Consider the following 19,549-nt stretch of genomic DNA (forward strand, 5'->3'; position numbering starts at 1 on the left):
ACAGGACTTACGATATTGTCACAATTAATAGTTGGTGCGTGACGCTACAAGTCCTATAACTACGTTGAAGTTTTTTCATAGCGTCACACACCCTACGTTTTTCATGTGCCAATTGCGTAAGTCCTAATTAATATAATAAGTCAAAAATTCTAGAGTTATTTAACATTATCTTCCAATGGAATGAAAAATATAGAAATCATTCCAGGTATTGTTAAAAGCAAACCAAAAATGAAAAATAATGGATAACCCATTTGTTTTTGAATGGCGCCACTATAAGCTCCAGGCAACATTAAACCTAAAGCCATAAATCCTGTTGAGATAGCGTAGTGCGAAGTTTTATACTGACCTTGACAGATATGTAATAAATATACAGTAAAACCAGTAAAGCCTAAACCGTATCCAAATTGCTCTAAAGAGACTAGCAGGTACACTAATGCTAAAGGAGGTTTTGTGTAAGCCATGTAGACGTAAAATAAATTCGGCAGGTTCATCGCTAAAGCCATTGGTAAAAGACATTTTTTCAAGCTGTAGCGTGAAGTTAATACTCCTCCTAAAATCCCTCCGACTATTAAGGATATGACACCGAATGTGCCGTTAACAATACCAACTGTATCAGTAGAAAGTCCCAAACCGCCTACTTCAATTTTATCTAATAAAAATAATGGAGCAATTGTAACAAACATTGCTTCACCTAGACGGTAAAGTAGGATAAAAGCAAGTATAGCAGCTACTTTCGGTTTTTGAAAATATGATTTTATTGCTAGCCAAAAAGGTATTGTTTCATTTGTATCTGATTTGTTGGCTATATCAGATGGTGGTTTTGGTAAGATGAATTGATGATATATGGAAATTAATATAAATAGTACAGCCGTGAATCCGAGCGTAATAGCCCAGGCGCCTTGAATATTATTACCAAGGGATTTTTCGAGTGTGCCTGCAAGATATAATAAAAAACCATTACCAAATAATATGGAAATACGAAAAAATAGCGAGCGAAACCCAACAAAAAAGGCTTGTTGCTCATTGCTGAGTGCTAACATGTAAAACCCATCGGTGGCAATGTCGCAGGTTGCAGAGACAAATGCGGCTATTGCGAATATAAAGAGTGAGATGGGGAAGAAGTTTGGTAGTTGTAGGGAAAAGGCTGCTAGTGCTAAACATCCGAACATGGCAAATTGTGTGCTTAGTATCCATGTTCTTTTAGTGGAGTTGGTGTCTACAAAAGGCGCCCAAAACATTTTGAGAACCCAAGGTAGTCTAAGAAAGCTTATCCAAAATGTGATTTGCTCGTTGCTGATGGCGAGACGTTTGTAAAGGATGGGCGCCACTGCGGTGACTATTGTGTTGGGTACACCTTGGGCAAAGTATAGGGTGGAGATATATGTCCAGGGGGAGGGGGTTGGTTTGGTCATGGGGGTTGATGTTAACGAACCGCAAAGGACGCGAAGGACGCAAAGGAAAAGAAGGAAGAGTTAATGAGAGTTTACGATACGTTTTATACCGTCTTTGAGGAGGATAACATTGAAGTTAATAAGAAGGGCAAGAGAATTTTGGGTCATTTTAAGATAGGAGATAACTTGAGCTTCATGGATAGGTGCTATGTTTTGGACGGCTTTAAGTTCAACAACTAGTGATGTACCGACTAAAAAATCTAATCGCCCCTCTCCAACTTCATAGCCCTTATAGTTTATTGCCACAGGGTATTCATGAGTGTGAGGTATTCTCCTAAATATAAACTCTCGCTTTAAAGCTTTATGATAAACCTCTTCTAAAAACCCTGGACCTAAAACCCTATGTACCTCAATAGCTGCTCCAATAACGCTGTGCGCTAACTGCTCAATATTCTCTTTAGAGTCTTTCATATTCTCACCCTTACTCTTCTCTTTGCGTACTTTGCGTACTTTGCGGTTCGTTCCTCTTTCATAACACGCATTAAGATTATAAGTACACTAGCTCTATAGTAAATTTGTAATATCTTTGCCAAACCAACAAATTAACACCCCACCGGACACCAGTAAGCCAAATTATCAGTAATCTCGCTCTGCGACACTCTCATACCCAAACCACCAGAAACCAACCCATCACTACCATCGTTATACAACCAAGAACCCCAAACAACCGTCATCAACTCCCCAGCAACATCCAACTTCGGCAACTCCAACAACTGCTGATAAACTAACGGTTGGCGCCTATACCAATCATCACTATTCTCACTGCTATAAAGCATCTTCCCAGACTTAACAGCAAATCCACCCTCACCTTCGCGTCCCAAAATAGGTTTAGCAAAATACGTATCACCAATGTCTTGCTGACTCAACGAAGTTCTAGGAAAATAATTAATAACAGTCTCAGCATTCTCTGAACTCAAATACTCCAAACCCAAATCATAAATTAGAGCAAAAATACTTTTAGGCTGTAAAGCAAAAGCCGAGCCAAAATTAACAATTACTATTTTCTTCTTTAAAATAAGTTCTTCCAATCCTGCCCACAACTTATTCCCATTCTCATCAACATCATTAATCGCCCATTCCACAGGATACCACATAAACAAAACATTAATAGGCTTACCCGTTCTAGAATCAAACAGATACTTACCATCTTTAATACGTAAAAACTCAATCGGCAAAACAGTAGATTGATGGTGATAATGGCTACTTAACCAGCGCATCGTACCTAAATCTTCGGCATTATTCAATGCAGTAAATGTGACATTACAATCTGTATGAGATTTTTTCAAATACTTAGCCGCGCGTTCAATTTGCTGGTTTAAAGATAAACTTAATATTTGTTGCGTATTAAATACTGGCGCCTTCAAACCAAAATGTTCAGCTACTTTCGTATTACCTTCAGTACATTCAAACCAGAAACTTGGGGTTTGAGGATTCGTTTCAATAACTTGCTTAATACCCTTAGCTTCATTCCAGCACCAATCAAGGCGCATACAAAATGGTGGTAAACTATCAAACTTAACTAGGTTAATACTTTCTTCAGGAAAACCATAATCTAACAGCGTTTCTTTATCAAGATTCCTAATAATATCCCAACTTTGCATTAGTACCTTACCTACAGCAACAGACGCTTGCCTAATTTCATTAATCGTTTGCTGCGAAACCTGGTGGCAATGGTAAAGCGCATATGGAACCGTTTGCTCACTCAGAGGTATACCCGTTCCTTCTTCGATGGGACACACATCATACCATCCCATCTTCATAGATTGAAACAGGCGCCGACGTTGAGGACTATTGAAAATATCTGTACGCATAGGAGATGCTTTTACTCTTCTATTTCAAATACAACACCTTCATACAGTATTTCGATAGGAAACTCCAACTCAATGCTCGATAAAGTAATAGTGTCTCCAGCAGTGTAAGGATAATAAAGCCACATTCTGCCTTCTCCTCGACAATAGCGCTCAACGGCAACTTGTTCAGAGTCAATTAGAATATACTCTTGTAAACTGGGCATTTTTAAGTAATTGATAAATTTCTCACCCCTATCTTTTGCGCTTGTACCAGGGGAGAGAACTTCCGCAATTATTTTAGGACTTTGAATAAATTTACGCGCGTTTAGGTCTTGAGGGTCACAACTAACGATAACATCAGGGTAATAGTAAGGACTCTTGGTACTAACTTGTACTTTCACATCTGACACATTTACCCGACAACCTCTAGAACGTAGATGAGGGCGTAGGGCACTGTAAAGGTTAAGTGCAATATCATTATGGGGGATTGTACCACCCGTCATAGCAAAGACTTCGCCGTTAACATATTCATAGCGAACATCTTGCTGAAGTTCCCATTCGAGGTATTCCTCGACGGTCATTTTTTGCGGTTGTTGAGGAATGGCTATCATAACAAGTTTATTACCAAGCTTGCTTTGATTGTAGCCAATAGTTTTTAATGAAGCTAGCCTTTATAAAATATTTTCAGTCAACATTTTTCAACAGAGCATATTATATAATCATGGAATTTCTACCAAAAAATACTAATTTAGACTACGTTTCTAGCCGCATGGGACTGTAAGTTCCCATGCTAATAGCAAAAGTCCTCTATAAGAGGACTAATAATAGTTGTTACTTTTACGACTTTACGTGAGCAAGTATGTAGTTTTTACTTAGATATGCGAGATATTAGCATCTAAAGATTTCTCTACGGTACACTTGCACTCTTCGGAATTCATTATACGGCGCCAACACATTACCCTATAACTAGTTATAAGCTTTTTCTGGTTTGAAACTTATTGCTGTTAAGCGGCTTTATTAACCGTTGGTTCTGGAAGTGGTTCACCTGTTGCCTTATAAGCTATAATTAAAGACTCCAAAGCTTCAATGCCATTTGTCACAGCTTCTTCATAAGTATCACCATGAGTCCGCCAACGTTGTCCAGAAAAATCAGGAAACCCTACCAAAAAGCAGTTATCTTCTTCTGACCATTGAATAAGCATCTGATACTTAAATTGACTCATCTTCTTGCTGTTTCTCCTGTTGTTTTTCCTCTACTTCTTTTATAGCTTGTTGTACATCTTTTTCTTGATAAATTTTAGCGTCAGAGGCATCTTTGCCTGTAGGTAAACAAATTGGCTTGGCTAGTAAATAAACGTGCGTCGAGGAAGTTAGGGGATATGAGTACAGGGTTTTCGGCAGGTTCACAGGCGCTTGGGTATCTTTTCCAGGCACGTTATGCCTTGTATTTAATTTTAACCAATAATGAAGAGTTAGAACTTGCTGTTGAGAGTTTAGATGATATTACATTTTTGAGAATGAGAATAATCCTACAGAATTGTTGCAGTTAAAGCACCATACAACCGCTCAAGCGTCTTTAACAGATAGAGATTAAGTCCTCTTGTAGAGGACTTGTGCTATTAGCATAGAGTTTACAATTACGAACGGGCAAGGATGCCCATTCCACAATACAGGAGATCAAGATGAGAATAAGCTGAGAAAGAGCTAAGAAAAAATATGTCTAAATTTATATAAATTCTCAGCTATATATAATTTAGCTCTTGGTAACATCATTGATGATTGTTGTTATCGAAAACAAGGACACGTCAAAAGGTGGTTATATGAACTTAGTAGATTTTTTAGGACTTGTTCATCCTTTTATAGCAATTTTCTTTGTTTTTCCCTTACTTGGCATTGTAGTTAACTTTGCCTGGTCAACACGTCAGCGTCGTTTACAGAGTAAAATTGCGGGTAAGAGCAAAATTCCTGCTTCGGTTGGTGTCGAACATAAACAGTTGGGGAGTTGGCTAACAGGTGCCATCGTCGGATTAACTTTGATAGGATTAGGTTATCCAATCGGTAAAAGTATTATCACGAATCAAGTTTGGAGCAAGGCGCCGTTTCAGGTAATTTTTATTTTGTTGATGTTTGTGGCGACTATTATATCTTTAGTATTTCTCTACCGTGCTAAAACTAAGCTATGGCGGTCTGTGTTTGCAACTCTTACAGGTGCAGGTTTGATAATTTTAGGATTTCAAGACGGAGTGTATCGCCGTGATAACGAGTGGTTTTGGTCGCATTACTATATTGGTATGACTGCCGCAATGCTAATGATTTTTTCTTTAGCTATTGTACCCGAAATTTATAAAGATAAATCACATCGTTGGCGCCTAATTCACACGATTTTAAATTGCGTTGCTTTATTATTATTTATGGGACAAGCAATGACTGGCACACGAGATTTATTAGAAATTCCTTTAAGTTGGCAAGAACCTTATATTTATAAGTGTGATTTTGTAAATAAAACTTGTCCCATATCTCAACCGGAATTAAAAAAGTGAGTAGATTTAACAGATTATTTGCTAAAATTGACCCTTTTTCATTACAATTTCGCTTGACTATCGGTATTATTATAGTTTCAGCTTTTGGATTAACTGGTCTTGCTAGTTGGACTGGTTGGAAAATGCAACAAATTTTAATCGATAGTCATAAGCGAAATATTCAGGAAATTGCTTCACGTTTACCGCGCGATGTCGAAGTTTACAGCGAGATGTTACCAATTGAGACTGCGTTACAAAAAGCAATTGACAATCGCACGGAAAATGACACTTTATTATGGGCAAAAAGTCAAGATACAAATCAAATACTAGCTAAATCAAATAATTTAAATCCTGTATCTGGCTCTAAAATAGCTGACTTAATTTCTCTCACAGAAATGCCTGACAAAGCACAAATTTACGCAGTTAAAGGACATTATTTTGTTTTGTGCGGTGAAAAATTACAAATCAATGGTAAGTTATTAGGAGAAATTTCTATAGCAAAAGATATTACCCGCGACCAAACTATGTTTGTCACATTACTGCATAATGTAAGTGTTGCTGGAGTTGTAGTAATTTTGGTAATATCAGCGACAATTGCATTTTACATTAAAAACTCTCTCCAATCTCTACGGCAAATTAGCCAAATGACCGCAGTTATTCAAGCAGAAGATTTAGACTCATATAAATTACACCTTGCTCAGGCGCCGACTGAGGTAAAGGAACTCGCGCAAACTGTTAATATGATGTTGTCTCGATTATCTCAAGCTTGGGAAAAAGAACGACAATTTACAAGTAATATTTCTCATGAACTGCGAACACCATTAACTGTTGTATATGGATATTTACAAAGCGTATTAAGAAGGCAACAAAATTTAACCGAAATTCAGAAAGAAGCTTTGCAAACAGCAGCATCTGAAGCAGAGCGTACCATTCATATATTACAAGATTTACTCGACTTAGTTAGAATAGATAGTAGATATGGAAATTTTCATATTCAACCTTGCGTGTTAAATGATATCGTTTCCGAAGTTGTGGAGATGGCATATAAAAATAGTAATAGACAAATTCAAATTGAGGCGCCTACTTATCCAATTACCGTAAAAGCAGATAGCAGCAAGCTTGAAAAGGTATTACTCAACTTGATTGACAATGCAATTAAATATTCTAACCAAGATACACCTATAATTATAAAATTAAAGCAAATCAAAAACGAAGGAATAATCGAAGTCTTTGATAATGGCTACGGTATTCCCTTACAACACCAATCTCGAATTTTTGATAGATTTTATCGTGTTGATGACGCGCGCTCTTCAAGTGGTGGTACTGGTTTAGGTTTATCAATTGTTAAAAGTTTTATAGAAAGTATGGGTGGTACAGTTATGGTCAGTTCTAAAATAAATCAAGGAAGTGTGTTTACAGTTATTTTACCTTGCTGATGTACTGACTATTAATGATTCGTAACAATGATGTTTGTTTATGTAACGAACCGCAAAGGACGCAAAGGACGCAAAGAAAAGAAAGAAAGAAAAGAGTTTATAAATTAGAATTAAGTAATATTATACTTACGGTTGTTCCTTGTTCTGCATTAGATGTAATTACTAACTTTCCACCGTGTGCTTCAACAATACGTTTAGTTATTGCAAGTCCCAGTCCTGTACCAGAAGGTTTTGTTGAATAAAATGGCTGAGTTAATTTAGATAAAACCTCTGGTGCTATTATGGCGCCACCATTGTACACATTGATTATAACTTTATTAATATTTGATACTATATCCAACTTAATAGTATCTCCTACTGCTACAGCTTCATAAGCATTACGGATTATATTTATTAATACTTGTTTTAACTTGTCTTTATCTCCCACCACTTGAATATCTGTACTTGCAGGAATAAACTTGATATATTTTCCCTCTGCCTCTGGCATATCCAGAAACTCTATAATACTTGTAACGAATTCGTTAAGATGAATAGGCGCCAATTGTAAAGCTTGGGGTTTGGCATAAAGTAATATTTCTTGTAATAATCTTTCTAAACGACTACCTTCATCTAGCGCTAAGGATAATCTTAATTTTGCTGCATCAGTTAAATCGAGTTTATTAAAATAATTCAACCCCATTTTCATTGTTGTCAAAGGGTTACGAATTTCATGGATAATACAAGCAGCAAATTCACCAATTGCCGCAAGACGTTCTTGTTCAACTAGTTGAGCTTGCGCTGCTTTTAATTCTTCGGTTCTCTGCGCGACTTGAGCTTCTAACAATTCATTGAATTGCTGCTGTTGTTTATAAAGATGATAATTATCTATTGCTGTTGCGGCACGTTCTGCAAATAATTCTACTATATTAACTTCTGAAGTGGAAAAAGCGCGCGGTTCTTTATGAAATGAGCAAATTGTTCCAATAATTTCATTTTGGGATGTACGTAATGGTATTCCTAAATAAGCTTGATAACCAGATGGAGGTTGACCATATTCTGTACAGCACTTAGTATCTTCGATGATTAAACTGCGTCCAGTTTCTATAACTGTTCCAGATAATTGACCATGTACAGAATAAGTACCAAATTCTTTACCTAAATCTATACTACTAGCCAGTACCTTGCCAAAACCTTGTTGACAAATAGTTACAACAGACCAATCAATACTGATTAACTCATTTACACCACAAGCTATCTCTTTTAAATATTCGCTCAATTCGCCATTTCGATAACTAAGCGACGATAAAACCTCTATTGCCCGCCTTTGCCGCCAGTAGAAGTCATTAGACATGATATACCTGAGTAAAAAAATACCTATCTTATATTGTTTTACATTAAAGTGGTGCGTGACGCTACTAGATTATTTGCAATGAAGCAAAATTGTTATAGCGTCACGCACCCTACAGATTTAAGGAGCGCCAATAATTAATAATTGTTACATTGTAATAAAAGTTACAGTATTAATTATCGCGTAATGCATACCCGATACCCCGTACTGTTTGAATTAAGCGTTTTTCATTGTTTGCTTCCAACTTCAAACGGACATAGCGAACATAGACTTCTATAATATTGGAGTCTCCAACAAAATCATAACCCCAAACTTTTTCTAAAATTTGGTCTCTGGTAAATACTTGACGGGGGTAACTCATTAAATACTCAAGTAAATCAAACTCTTTGGCAGTTAGTTCTATTGTTCGTGTACCCCTAAATACTTCACGAGTGCGACGGTTTAATTTTAAATCTTCAAATTGTAATATATCCGAACTATCTTCAGTAGTGCGACGTAGATGCGCGCGGACTCTTGCTAATAACTCCTCAATACTAAATGGTTTAACGACATAATCATCGGCGCCAGCATCCAAACCAGTTACACGGTCATTAACTTCATCTTTTGCGGTCAGCAGAATAACTGGAATTTTACTCCCCGTCGCGCGTAGACGACGGCAAAGTTCTACTCCAGTTAAACCAGGAACCATCCAGTCTAAAATCGCTAAATCTGGCGCCGACTCCCGTGCTAAGGTAATTCCTGTCATTCCATCGTTAGCAACACTAACCTTATAACCTTCGCTAGTTAATTCTAACTCGACAAATCGAGCTAGCTTTACATCATCTTCTACTAAAAGAATATGTGCTGTCATAATTTCCTCAACTTAGATACCCGACTTCTTCAAGAAGTCGGGTATCTTATTACCTGATTTTAACCCGAAAGATTAGCTACTCATTATTTGACTTCGCTTGGAGAAAAAGCAGTAATTCTGCCTTTCTTAACTGCAACAACTACATCGTAAGTTGCACAATAAGAAAATGTAGTATTATTAGCTTTGTTGTAAAGGTTGACAACCATACCTGCACCACCAGGTTGAACAGCAATTGGTTCTAAATCACCAAAAAAGTAACGACGGAGTTCATCACCACTACCAAATACGCCTTTATGCTTAGTCAGCATATCAATTTTTTGAGCAGCAGTTAAGCCAGTAACATCTTTCATTGCTTCTGCTTGAGCATAACGCTGAGTAGATGACATCATTGTGCTTGTTTCTTTTGCTACCGCTTGACTCGCCTGTAAGTTAACTACATTAAGTGAGGCGCCGCCAATTGTGACTAAACCAGTTAGAGCAGCAGTAGTTACAATAGTTTTGAGGTTCATTTTGATCAATCCTTATAAATAAAATCGCCTGTCTTCGATGTTTACTAGTATTGGCTGAATTCCTGAGTTTTTGCTGAGAACAAGATTAGCTGGTGTTAAAAACTACCATTACCTTTTTTAATCTGCCCGTTATACATAATTTTGCCTAAAAAAATATTGATAAATACCTAAGATACTGAAAAGATTAAAATTAGCTGAGAAAACAATAAGAAGCTTCTAAGGCAAATCTCAGCTTTCTAAACTGAAATATTTAGAACCTTATAACTTTTAATTGGATAGCTTAAGCAACAATTAAGTTAGTTAAAGCTACAGCAAAAGCTGTATTACTAACTGATGTTGTATTAAGGAATATTTTGTCATGAAATTGAAAAGTTTTTTAATGCTGAGTCTTGCATCGCTGATAATAGCAAGCTGTGCAAAACAAGTTAATGGGGCTGGAACTAATGTTGCTATAAACCCTCAAAATAACCCTGTAGTTCAGTCTGCACAATCTAAACAAACTGCTGCACTTGGTACTTTTGTTTCTGGAGAACATACAACTCAAGGTACAGTAAGCATTACAACCAATAACGGTAATTCCTTTCTAACCCTTGACCAGTCATTCAAAACTTCCGACTCAGGGCCAGATTTAGTTGTAATTTTGCATCGTTCAGATAATGTAATTAGTTCAACTAAACCACCGTCCTATTCCTTAAAAAAAGGGGATTACGTTATTCTTGGTCGCTTACAAAAATTTAGCGGCGCCCAATCATATGCTATTCCTAATAACATAAATTTAGCAAATTACAAATCTGCCGCTATTTGGTGCCGGAAGTTTAATGCTACATTTGGTGCTGCCAAGTTAAACAATACTTGATATTAATTTTGGATTGCTAGGAAACAATCATGCTAGAAAATTTCGGAAAAATAAAGAATCCATTACTTAGAAGTTTAACAGTAGCGGCTACAACATTCTCTGTAGTAACTTTAACAACTGCTGTACTAATTGGTGTAACAAATCCCAAAGGTAAATCTGACTATCGGTTTGGGGTATATTCATCATTGTTTGGTGCAGGTGTTGGCACCGTTTTTGGTTTAGTATACACAAGTAAGGGAAGTAGGCAACAATTAGTCCAAGACCTCAGTAACAGTCAACCAATCTCTAATAGTACTAATATCTGGAAAGATTGGCTTAATTTTGTAGTTGTTCGCAAAGTAAAAGAAAGCGAGGAAATCACATCTTTTTACTTAAAACCTCAAGATGAAAGAGAAATTCCTAACTTTCAACCGGGTCAGTTTTTAACAATAAAGCTTGATGTTACCGGACAAGATAAACCTGTAATTCGCACCTATTCGCTTTCTGATTACTCTGAACCTTGTGAATATTATCGTCTTTCAGTTAAACGGGAACTGGCGCCTCAAAATTTAGATGTATTACCTGGTATAGCATCTAATTTTATGCATGATTATATTTACGAAGGTTCAATAATTCAGGCAAAACCACCAAATGGTAAGTTTGTTTTAGATGTGCAAAAGTCAATTCCTGCTGTGCTAATTAGTAACGGTGTGGGAATTACTCCTATGATTAGTATGGCAAAAGCTATTACTCGTCTTAATCCTAATCGGCTAATTTGGTTTTTACATGGCGCCAGAGATGGTAAATTTCACGCTTTTCATGATGAAATTATGGCAATTTCTCAACAAAACCCTAACTTGAATCTACATTTTAGATACAGTCGTCCAACTACTGAAGATGAAGGTAAATACCATAGTGTTGGTTATGTTGATGCGGCTTTAATTAAACACTTAGTTAACCAAGAAGCTGAATATTTCCTATGTGGTTCTCCAGCTTTTATGGAATCCATTATGGAAGGACTTAAGGAATCAGGAGTACCTAGCAGTAAGGTTTTCTTTGAATCTTTCGGCACGATTAAAGTTGCATCCAATACACAAGCACCTACTACAACAGTAGAGGAGAAAGTCGAAGAAGCTGAGATTGTCTTTGCAAAATCTGGTAAAACTCTAAACTGGAAAGAAGGAGATGGCAGTATTTTAGAATTTGCAGAAGCTAATAATATTAATCCTCCTTTTAGTTGTCGTGTAGGAGTTTGCGGTACTTGTATGTGTAAAATTCGTGAGGGTGAGGTTAATTATCTAGAAGAACCAAGTGCAGAAATTGATGAGGCTTCAGTTTTGATTTGTATTTCTCAACCGGGGAGTTCAAGCGTAGTACTAGACATTTAATGGGAGTAAGTAATTACTACGACAAGTTTATTATGGCTGTTAGACATCGCAAAATTCCGGGACAAATTTATCTCTGGCTAGCAATTTTAATTTTTGGAGCATCTAGCGCTATTACTCGGAAGTTAACAGAAATTGGCGCCCAACATTTTATAGATGCTCGTAATCCAATTTCTCTATGTAATGTTTTATTTGTCGGTAACATATGCGCTTTAGTAATTCTAACCCCGATTTACAGGCGCCAGTGGAACAAAGCGACATTAAGAAAACTATCAAGAAAGAACTGGTTAAATTTGACAAAAGTTGCAATATTATCGGGAGCTATCGCACCTGCTTTAATCTTTCAAGCATTGGCGTTAACTAATGTTAATAATGTTGTTCTTGTTGGGCGCCTAGAACCACCTTTAACACTAGCTTTATCAGTTTGGTTATTGAAGCAACGAGTCAACATTTGGGAAACTGTAGGAGCAGTTACTGCCTTTATTGGTGTCACCTTAACCATTATTCTTCAACCTCCAGAACCAGCGATGATGAACATGGGAGGTTTTCGTATAGGTGCTGGAGAAATATTGACAGCAATAGGAGCTATGGCTTTAGCTGTTTCCACTATTATTGGCAAACAACATCTTTCCAAAATTCCTCTGGGAATCTATAGCATATTCCGTACAGGTTTAGGAACAATAATATTTTTCTTTTTTGCTTTAATACTTTATGGTCGCGACCATTTTATAGATGTATTTTCGTCTTTTCTCTGGCAGTGGATGTTGGTATATGGTTTTGTAATTGTAGTTCTAGGTCAGTCATTTTGGATTAAAGGCTTGAGAGCTTCCAGCGTATCAGTAGCTTCTTTAATTAGCTCGTTTACTCCACTCGTAGGCATTTTAGCAGCTTATTTCATTTTGGGCGAGGCGCCGACTATGGCTCATTATATTGGTGGTAGTTTGATTTTAGTTGGCATCTTGTTAGGCGAAATTGGAATTCGGCGTCAAGCTTCTCTTAAAACTGGGTCTTCCAAAATGATTTCTACTTCAGCACAACAACAAGTAGAAGCAGCTATGGGATTTAAAGGTATGTGATGCTGCTTGACCTTAGCCACCTCCCTATCAAGTTTTGATGCACAAGATACCCATTAGTACTCAAAAACTATATAATGAAGGTTAAATAAGCTTTGAGAGTGTTTGCATGAGTTCAACTTGAGCAGAAAATAAGAGTAAATTATCGAATCTTGAAGTTTGGTAGCGTAGTTTTTTGAAGTATGCGACCATAACTAATATGTTACCGTTATGTTACCGTGATGCACGCTTAGGGCTTCTTTTTGGCGAGCAGCATCGAGTTTGCCGTTCTGTAATAATCGAGTCTAACCCAAAATGGGATTGAGAGGCGAGCGCAACTCATGGGACAAAACGGCTAAAAACTGATCTTTGATTCGGTTGGCGCCAATCTTAAATACATCGTCCTCTAGTATCTCTGTGCCCTCTGCGCCTAATAAGGTAAAATCTCTACTGACATAGACTATTAGCCCCCTCCATGTCCGCCTTGTCCGAAGCTACCGAAACCACTGCGCCCAACTGTAGAATGACTGCCACCATCACTGGCGCCACTTCCAACCCTGCTAGAATCACCACCATAGTAGCTTCGACTACCACTACCACTACCACTACTCGAACTTGGTGGACAGTTGTTAACTTGTTGGTTAGGTTGTCCTTGTGCTGTTTGCGCGCTTTTGTTACATTCCTGACTTGTTTCGGGAGTTGATGCACAAGAAGCTAGTAAGGAAATTGTCATTAACGCGACAATAAGTTTTAATAAGCTAGGTTTAAGTTTCATTGGATTTTAAAGTTAAGTTTATAAGTAAAACTACAAAGCTTAAAAGTAGTAACTAAAGTAACTACAGTTTTGGAGAACCAAATTTCGCTCTTTCCTCACCGGAATGCACCAACGTATTAATACTTAATTTTTTTATTTCAATAAACATACATCTTTATCAATAAAACGAAAAATAAACAATTTTAGCCTGCGTAGGCAGGCTTTGTTCGTATAGTCTCACCCTTATAGGGTGTAGGTTCAAGATATAAGTTTCCCTCATATTTGACGGACAGGCGAGACGCCTATCCTACGGGATAATCGATTGTGCGACACTCTTGTTACCATGTGGCAGAATTTATAAAAGACCTAACATTTATAAACAGTCCTTCCACACTTAATTATTCCCAGAATGACCGCAACACTATCAAACACCAACCTCCCTAGCGTTTACGACCCAAAAGCCGCTGAATCCAAATGGCAGCAGTTTTGGGAAGATAACCATATATATAAAGCTGACCCTAACAACCAAACCGAACCGTACTGTATCGTTATACCTCCTCCAAACGTTACAGGTAGTTTGCATATGGGACACGCTTTTGATAACTCCCTTATCGATACCTTAGTTCGCTACCATCGGATGAAGGGCAAAAACGCCTTATATCTTCCAGGTACTGACCATGCGAGTATTGCAGTACAGGCTATTCTTGAAAAGCAACTCAAAGCAGAAGGCAAAACTCGTTACGACTTGGGACGCGAAAAGTTTCTCGAAAAGGCTTGGCAGTGGAAGGTTGAGTCTGGAGGTACTATTGTAAATCAGTTGCGACGGTTGGGTGTGTCGGTGGACTGGACGCGCGAACGGTTCACTTTAGATGAGGGTTTATCGAAAGCTGTATTGGAAGCTTTCGTTAAACTTTATGATGAAGGACTAATATATAGAGGCGAGTATTTAGTAAACTGGTGTCCTGAATCTCAATCAGCGGTTTCAGATTTAGAAGTTGACCAAAAAGAAGTTAACGGCAACCTTTGGCATTTTCGTTACCCCCTCTCTGATGGTTCCGGTTTTGTTGAAGTTGCCACAACTCGTCCCGAAACAATGTTGGGTGATACGGCAGTTGCGGTCAACCCAAACGATGAACGTTATAAAGATTTCATTGGCAAAACTTTAACTTTGCCAATAATGAATCGAGAAATTCCAATAATTGCCGATGAATTAGTTGACCCAACCTTCGGAACAGGTTGCGTTAAAGTTACACCAGCCCATGACCCGAATGACTTTCAAATGGGTAAACGTCACAATTTGCCGTTTATCAATATTATGAACAAGAACGGCGCCCTGAATGAAAATGCTGGGGAATTCCAAGGGCAAGACCGTTTTGTCGCGCGTAAGAATGTTGTTGCAAAGCTCGAAGAACTAGGTGTTTTAGTTAAAGTTGAAGATTACAAACATACGGTTCCTTATAGTGAGAGAGGCAAAGTACCTGTTGAACCATTACTTTCAACCCAGTGGTTTGTTAAAATTCGCCCTTTAGCAGATAATGCGCTCTCTTGCCTTGATAACCAAAATTCTCCAAACTTTGTACCGCAGCGTTGGAGTAAAGTTTATCGTGACTGGTTGGTTAAGCTTGAAGATTGGTGTATATCTCGCCAGTTATGGTGGGGTCATCAAATTCCCGCTTGGTATGCAGTTAACGAAACAAGTGGAGAAATTACAGATACAACTCCCTTTGTTGTTGCTAAAAACGAAGAAGAAGCACTAGAAAAAGCCAAACAACAATTTGGCGAAGATGTAAAACTCGAACGTGACCCAGATGTATTAGATACATGGTTTTCTTCCGGGTTGTGGCCGTTTTCTACAATGGGTTGGCCTGAACAAACTCCTGACTTAGCTAAGTATTACCCTACTAGCGTTTTGGTAACTGGCTTTGACATCATATTTTTCTGGGTAGCTAGAATGACTATGATGGCTGGGCATTTTACTGGTCAAATGCCATTTCAAGATGTTTACATCCACGGGTTAGTTCTCGATGAGAAGGGTAAGAAAATGTCCAAGTCAGCGGGAAATGGTATCGACCCGCTACTACTTATCGACAAATATGGTACAGACGCACTACGATATACCTTAATAAAAGAAGTTGCAGGTGCCGGACAAGATATTCGTTTAGACTACGACCGTAAGAAAAATGAATCACAGTCGTTTGAAGCTTCGCGTAATTTTGCCAACAAGTTATGGAATGCTTCGCGGTTCGTAATGATGAACTTGGATGAACAAACTCCTTCACACTTAGGAGTTCCTCAACCAATTGAACTTAGCGATAAATGGATACTTTCACGGTATAACCAAGTTATTAAACAAACTAGTAATTACATTGATAATTATGGTTTGGGTGAAGCTGCAAAAGGACTTTACGAATTTATTTGGGGTGATTTCTGCGACCAGTATATAGAACTTGTAAAATCTAGGTTGCAAAGTGATGCAGACCCAAGTTCGCGGAAAGCTGCACAGCAAACACTTAGTTATGTTTTGGAAGGCATTTTGAAGTTACTACATCCTTATATGCCTCATATTACTGAGGAAATTTGGCATACCCTGACTCAACAAGGCGCCGACTCTAAGCAAAGTTTATCGTTACAGCGTTACCCTGAAGTTGATGAAAGTCAAATTGATGTAGCGTTAGAAGAAGAGTTTGATTTATTACTTGGTGTGATTCGGACTATTCGGAATTTACGCGCGGAAGCTGATGTTAAACCAGGTGCGAAGGTAGCAATTAATTTGCAATCTGATAGTAGTAGGGAGCGGGAAGTTGTAGCTGCTGGAGAAGTATATATTAAGGATTTGGCAAAAGTTGAGAGTTTGAGTATTGAGGCTGGGGAGGTACAATCTGAATCTAACCAAGAAGAAAAAGCAATTGCCAGTGTTTTCGGTACTGTACAAGTTATTTTACCGTTAACTGGAGTCGTTGATATTGCTGCTTTCTGTGCCAAACTCCAGAGAAAACTTGAAAAAATCGAAAACGATATCAAGTCTCTTTCTGCTAGACTTAGTAACTCAGGCTTTGTCAATAACGCTTCTGGTGAAGTTATTCAAGGTGTACGCGATAACTTAGCAGAAGCCGAAAAACAAGCACAAATTTTACGCGACCGCATTCAGAAGTTATCACAATAAAAAAGTGCTGAGTAGAAAGTGCTGAGTATAATACTCAAAACTCAGCACTCAGCACTCAGCACTCACAACTCATTACTTATGTTGTATCTAGCTCAAGTACATAAAAACGATTTTCTTGAACAATACCAGTTACGTTTGCTGGCACGTAAAGAAGCTGAGAATACGTGGGCTACTATTCCTGAAGAAGCGTTTATTCTTTTGGGAAAGAGTAGTGTACTAACTGAAAGACTACTGGTTTTAGTTGAACTTTCACCTACGGGTGATATCGAACGTCTCGAAGATGCTACAAACTGGGTACTTTCTTTGGTAAGTACTTATCTTTCAACTGGTATTACTCCAGATTATTTGACGAAAGAAAAAGAACGCGCGGAACAATGGCGCCAAAATTTAACTTTACAAAATCAAGATTTAGCACGTCGTTCGTTAGAATTGGAGGCACGACGCGAACAAATTCAAGCTCTCGAAGAAAGTTTGAAGCGTGAAAAAAGCGCCTTCGGTAACGGTGTTCATCCTGAAGAAAGTTAGGGTATACTGAATCGTGCGTTTCGGCAAAGCAGTACAATACTACTCTGCTGTTGTTGTTTTTCCCAGTATGCCTGATTTAACTTGCTCATTACCGCTTCTATTAACCAAGCTAATTTTACTTGTCGCTTGAGGCGCCGTAGTTCTTTCCATACAGATAGTGACTCTGCGACTTTCCAACCGTATCTCTGGAAAAAGCTTGTTCCTTCTATTGGAGCAAATAACAAAGTCTTATTTCCACTTGCAAAATATTGGTCAAATATTCTTCGCGCGTAGATTTGTTCATAATTATCCAAAGTGTCTCCTGATTCTAATTCAAATAACCACCAGTTCAACTTTGATTGCTCATAAATATCAGCAGCAATAGATGCTACTTGTGGTTCTGGTAAATAAGAAAGAAGTCCTTCAGTAATTACAAGTGCTTGCTTACAGTTTTTGGTAATCTCAGCAAATAGAGGTTTTCTTAAAACAGTATCTGTAATATCTAACTTAATTCGCTCCAAAGTACACACAGGTGTAGCCCCTAGAAGTTTTTGCTCCTTTTCTGTTATAATTTCTGGAAAATCAACTTCAATCCAACGTAGCGATGAAGGAAGATTTAATCGATAAGGACGAGTATCTAGTCCTGCCGCTAAGTTTAACACTGTATCAATCTTTCTAGACTGAACTAACTTTTCAATTTGTTCATCGATAAGACGAGTACGAAGCGCTATTACACTGGTGATTTTTTCCTTTTCTCCAAGCACCTCTACCAGCATCGCTCCTTTCCCCCCCCGCTAAGGTTCGCGCGTAAGGGTCATCAAATAAAGCATCCGCACGTTCGCTTTCCAAAGCACGATACATCGCTACCAGATAGGCAGTATCTGCGATATTTTGCATCTGTATAATAATTACGTTATATTAGTTATAAATATTTGCGTTGTAGATAACCTCTGAAGGCGCCTGCGCTATTTACTTATTCACTATTGCAATTAACTTTCAGGATTTTTATAATAAATTTTTAATAATCTTTATCATTTAAATATGAGTGGGAACAGAGGACGGTATCGTAAACGTCTGTAGCTAATCCCAACATAATGCTTTACTTCAATGAACTCAAGTAAGCTGTCAACTGCTTGTTTATTATTACTTATCCTATCAAGCGGCACGCACTTTAATGCGCGCGCACTAGCACTACAAACACAGCAAGCACCAGATTTAAGTAATATTAAGCCATCAATTCAACAAGCAGCACTAGAGAAATTATCTAAAAAAGTTAGTACTCCTATTGACAAATTAGAAATTGTCTATACTTTCCAACCAACTTTTCGGACTATTGGTAAAAGTGGATTTGGGTTTGTTGTTGTTGATAAACGTAACGGCAAAATATTTGACATCACAGTCGATGCTAATGGACAAGAAATGAATATAGAAAAGTTAGCCCAACAAGATAGAACTGCTTATGTATCTAGATATGGAAAACTATCACAAGGTTTATTTAAAAAACTTTCTTCTTCTAAACCAAACGACCAAATCTCTGTAGTAATTACATTAAAAGTAGTAAGGAAAGAGGTACAGGCGCCAATTCTAACTAATATAGATACACAGCAGCAAGCATTGCAAAACGAACAGATTGTTAATGAGGCAATTAACAAAATTGAAGAATTAGGATTTAGTGTAACTGGTGATAACTCTAGTCCTACGGTATACGGTGATTTAACCCCTGCTCAAATACGCGCGGTAGAAAAGTTAGATATTGTTGATAGCATTGATTATGAAGGAGTGAATCAACCTGGGTAATTGATGTTATAGGTTTGATCCCCCCTAACCCCCCTTAATAAGGGGGGAACAAGATTTTTTGCTTAATTTTAAAAAGAACAAGATTTTTTGCTTAATTTTAAAAAATAATTTTTGCCCCCCTTAATAAGGCAGGGCTGTTTCATTCCCTCTCAAATCGGATTTGTCAAGATGGTTAGC

At 37.8% G+C, this 19,549-nt stretch carries 20 protein-coding genes and 1 pseudogene; 8 read left to right on the top strand and 13 right to left on the bottom strand.

All coding sequences use genetic code 11. The annotated features are described in order from the left end of the window. Positions 1-155: 155 nt before the first annotated feature. The 6 genes from AC2JBO_RS30905 to AC2JBO_RS30930 all read right to left on the bottom strand — a co-directional run bounded on the left by AC2JBO_RS30905 (position 156) and on the right by AC2JBO_RS30930 (position 4,675). On the bottom strand, positions 156-1,412 hold the full coding sequence (locus AC2JBO_RS30905) for an MFS transporter (protein ID WP_496957461.1): 1,257 nt from the start codon (positions 1,410-1,412) through the stop codon (positions 156-158). A 60-nt stretch (positions 1,413-1,472) separates the two neighbouring features. Beyond that, positions 1,473-1,862: a GxxExxY protein gene (locus tag AC2JBO_RS30910; RefSeq protein WP_496957462.1), complete on the bottom strand. Its 390-nt coding sequence runs from the start codon at positions 1,860-1,862 to the stop codon at positions 1,473-1,475. A gap of 131 nt (positions 1,863-1,993) precedes the next feature. Continuing rightward, a complete protein-coding gene (locus tag AC2JBO_RS30915) occupies positions 1,994-3,262 on the bottom strand; it encodes a glutathionylspermidine synthase family protein (protein WP_496957463.1) in 1,269 nt (422 codons plus the stop codon). 11 nt (positions 3,263-3,273) lie between these two features. Beyond that, on the bottom strand, positions 3,274-3,852 hold the full coding sequence (locus AC2JBO_RS30920; RefSeq protein ID WP_496957464.1) for a Uma2 family endonuclease: 579 nt from the start codon (positions 3,850-3,852) through the stop codon (positions 3,274-3,276). A 393-nt stretch (positions 3,853-4,245) separates the two neighbouring features. Then, complete coding sequence (locus AC2JBO_RS30925; protein WP_496957465.1) at positions 4,246-4,464, bottom strand: type II toxin-antitoxin system HicB family antitoxin; 219 nt, start codon at positions 4,462-4,464, stop codon at positions 4,246-4,248. Continuing rightward, positions 4,451-4,675, bottom strand: a complete 225-nt coding sequence (locus AC2JBO_RS30930; protein WP_496957466.1) for a hypothetical protein — start codon at positions 4,673-4,675, stop codon at positions 4,451-4,453. Before AC2JBO_RS30930 ends, AC2JBO_RS30925 begins: the two co-directional genes overlap by 14 nt. A 386-nt stretch (positions 4,676-5,061) precedes the next feature. Here AC2JBO_RS30930 and AC2JBO_RS30935 point away from each other — a divergent pair, with 386 nt between their 5' ends. Then, positions 5,062-5,781 (top strand): DUF4079 domain-containing protein, encoded by a 720-nt coding sequence (locus AC2JBO_RS30935; protein ID WP_496957467.1) that lies wholly within the window; start codon positions 5,062-5,064, stop codon positions 5,779-5,781. Then, the gene (locus tag AC2JBO_RS30940) at positions 5,778-7,196 is read left to right on the top strand and encodes a sensor histidine kinase (protein WP_496957468.1); all 1,419 of its coding nucleotides are present in this window, start codon (positions 5,778-5,780) and stop codon (positions 7,194-7,196) included. The genes AC2JBO_RS30935 and AC2JBO_RS30940 overlap by 4 nt, the downstream gene beginning before the upstream one ends. Before the next feature lie 97 nt (positions 7,197-7,293). On the opposite strand, the gene AC2JBO_RS30945 is transcribed toward AC2JBO_RS30940, so the two are convergent. From AC2JBO_RS30945 to AC2JBO_RS30955, 3 genes are all read right to left on the bottom strand, one after another. Next, a complete protein-coding gene (locus AC2JBO_RS30945; RefSeq protein WP_496957469.1) occupies positions 7,294-8,526 on the bottom strand; it encodes an ATP-binding protein in 1,233 nt (410 codons plus the stop codon). A gap of 169 nt (positions 8,527-8,695) precedes the next feature. Next, on the bottom strand, positions 8,696-9,373 hold the full coding sequence (locus AC2JBO_RS30950) for a response regulator transcription factor (protein ID WP_496957470.1): 678 nt from the start codon (positions 9,371-9,373) through the stop codon (positions 8,696-8,698). Positions 9,374-9,456: 83 nt separating this feature from the next. Further along, entirely contained in the window at positions 9,457-9,882 is a 426-nt protein-coding gene (locus AC2JBO_RS30955; protein ID WP_496957471.1) for a hypothetical protein, read from the bottom strand. A gap of 358 nt (positions 9,883-10,240) precedes the next feature. Here AC2JBO_RS30955 and AC2JBO_RS30960 point away from each other — a divergent pair, with 358 nt between their 5' ends. From AC2JBO_RS30960 to AC2JBO_RS30970, 3 genes are read left to right on the top strand one after another with little or no spacing between them, the layout of a single operon-like run. Then, positions 10,241-10,738, top strand: a complete 498-nt coding sequence (locus AC2JBO_RS30960) for a DM13 domain-containing protein (protein WP_496957472.1) — start codon at positions 10,241-10,243, stop codon at positions 10,736-10,738. A gap of 29 nt (positions 10,739-10,767) precedes the next feature. Continuing rightward, complete coding sequence (locus AC2JBO_RS30965; protein ID WP_496957473.1) at positions 10,768-12,105, top strand: 2Fe-2S iron-sulfur cluster-binding protein; 1,338 nt, start codon at positions 10,768-10,770, stop codon at positions 12,103-12,105. Positions 12,106-12,137: 32 nt separating this feature from the next. Beyond that, positions 12,138-13,178 carry a DMT family transporter gene (locus tag AC2JBO_RS30970; RefSeq protein WP_496957474.1) on the top strand — a complete coding sequence of 347 codons (1,041 nt, stop codon included), beginning with the start codon at positions 12,138-12,140 and terminating at the stop codon, positions 13,176-13,178. Positions 13,179-13,387: 209 nt separating this feature from the next. On the opposite strand, the pseudogene AC2JBO_RS30975 reads toward AC2JBO_RS30970, so the two are convergent. Both AC2JBO_RS30975 and AC2JBO_RS30980 read right to left on the bottom strand, forming a co-directional pair. Further along, positions 13,388-13,537 (bottom strand): annotated as a pseudogene (locus AC2JBO_RS30975) (histidine kinase dimerization/phospho-acceptor domain-containing protein); the annotation flags it as partial. A gap of 80 nt (positions 13,538-13,617) precedes the next feature. Next, on the bottom strand, positions 13,618-13,929 hold the full coding sequence (locus AC2JBO_RS30980; RefSeq protein WP_496957475.1) for a hypothetical protein: 312 nt from the start codon (positions 13,927-13,929) through the stop codon (positions 13,618-13,620). A 388-nt stretch (positions 13,930-14,317) separates the two neighbouring features. Between AC2JBO_RS30980 and AC2JBO_RS30985 the strand changes: the two genes are divergently transcribed. After that, positions 14,318-17,071 (top strand): valine--tRNA ligase, encoded by a 2,754-nt coding sequence (locus AC2JBO_RS30985; RefSeq protein ID WP_496957476.1) that lies wholly within the window; start codon positions 14,318-14,320, stop codon positions 17,069-17,071. Positions 17,072-17,149: 78 nt separating this feature from the next. Beyond that, a complete protein-coding gene (locus AC2JBO_RS30990) occupies positions 17,150-17,596 on the top strand; it encodes an HmpF-related protein (protein WP_496957480.1) in 447 nt (148 codons plus the stop codon). Here AC2JBO_RS30990 and AC2JBO_RS30995 read toward each other — a convergent pair. Together AC2JBO_RS30995 and AC2JBO_RS31000 are read right to left on the bottom strand one after the other, a co-directional pair. Beyond that, positions 17,593-18,351 (bottom strand): class I SAM-dependent methyltransferase, encoded by a 759-nt coding sequence (locus AC2JBO_RS30995; protein ID WP_496957477.1) that lies wholly within the window; start codon positions 18,349-18,351, stop codon positions 17,593-17,595. The genes AC2JBO_RS30990 and AC2JBO_RS30995 overlap by 4 nt on opposite strands. Next, positions 18,278-18,472: a class I SAM-dependent methyltransferase gene (locus AC2JBO_RS31000; protein ID WP_496957478.1), complete on the bottom strand. Its 195-nt coding sequence runs from the start codon at positions 18,470-18,472 to the stop codon at positions 18,278-18,280. The genes AC2JBO_RS30995 and AC2JBO_RS31000 overlap by 74 nt, the downstream gene beginning before the upstream one ends. A gap of 210 nt (positions 18,473-18,682) precedes the next feature. Here AC2JBO_RS31000 and AC2JBO_RS31005 point away from each other — a divergent pair, with 210 nt between their 5' ends. Further along, positions 18,683-19,372, top strand: coding sequence for a hypothetical protein (locus AC2JBO_RS31005; protein WP_496957479.1), 690 nt, complete (start codon positions 18,683-18,685; stop codon positions 19,370-19,372). Positions 19,373-19,549 lie beyond the last annotated feature (177 nt).

It is taken from the genome of Calothrix sp. CBUCES-K 9914 (assembly GCF_059640475.1).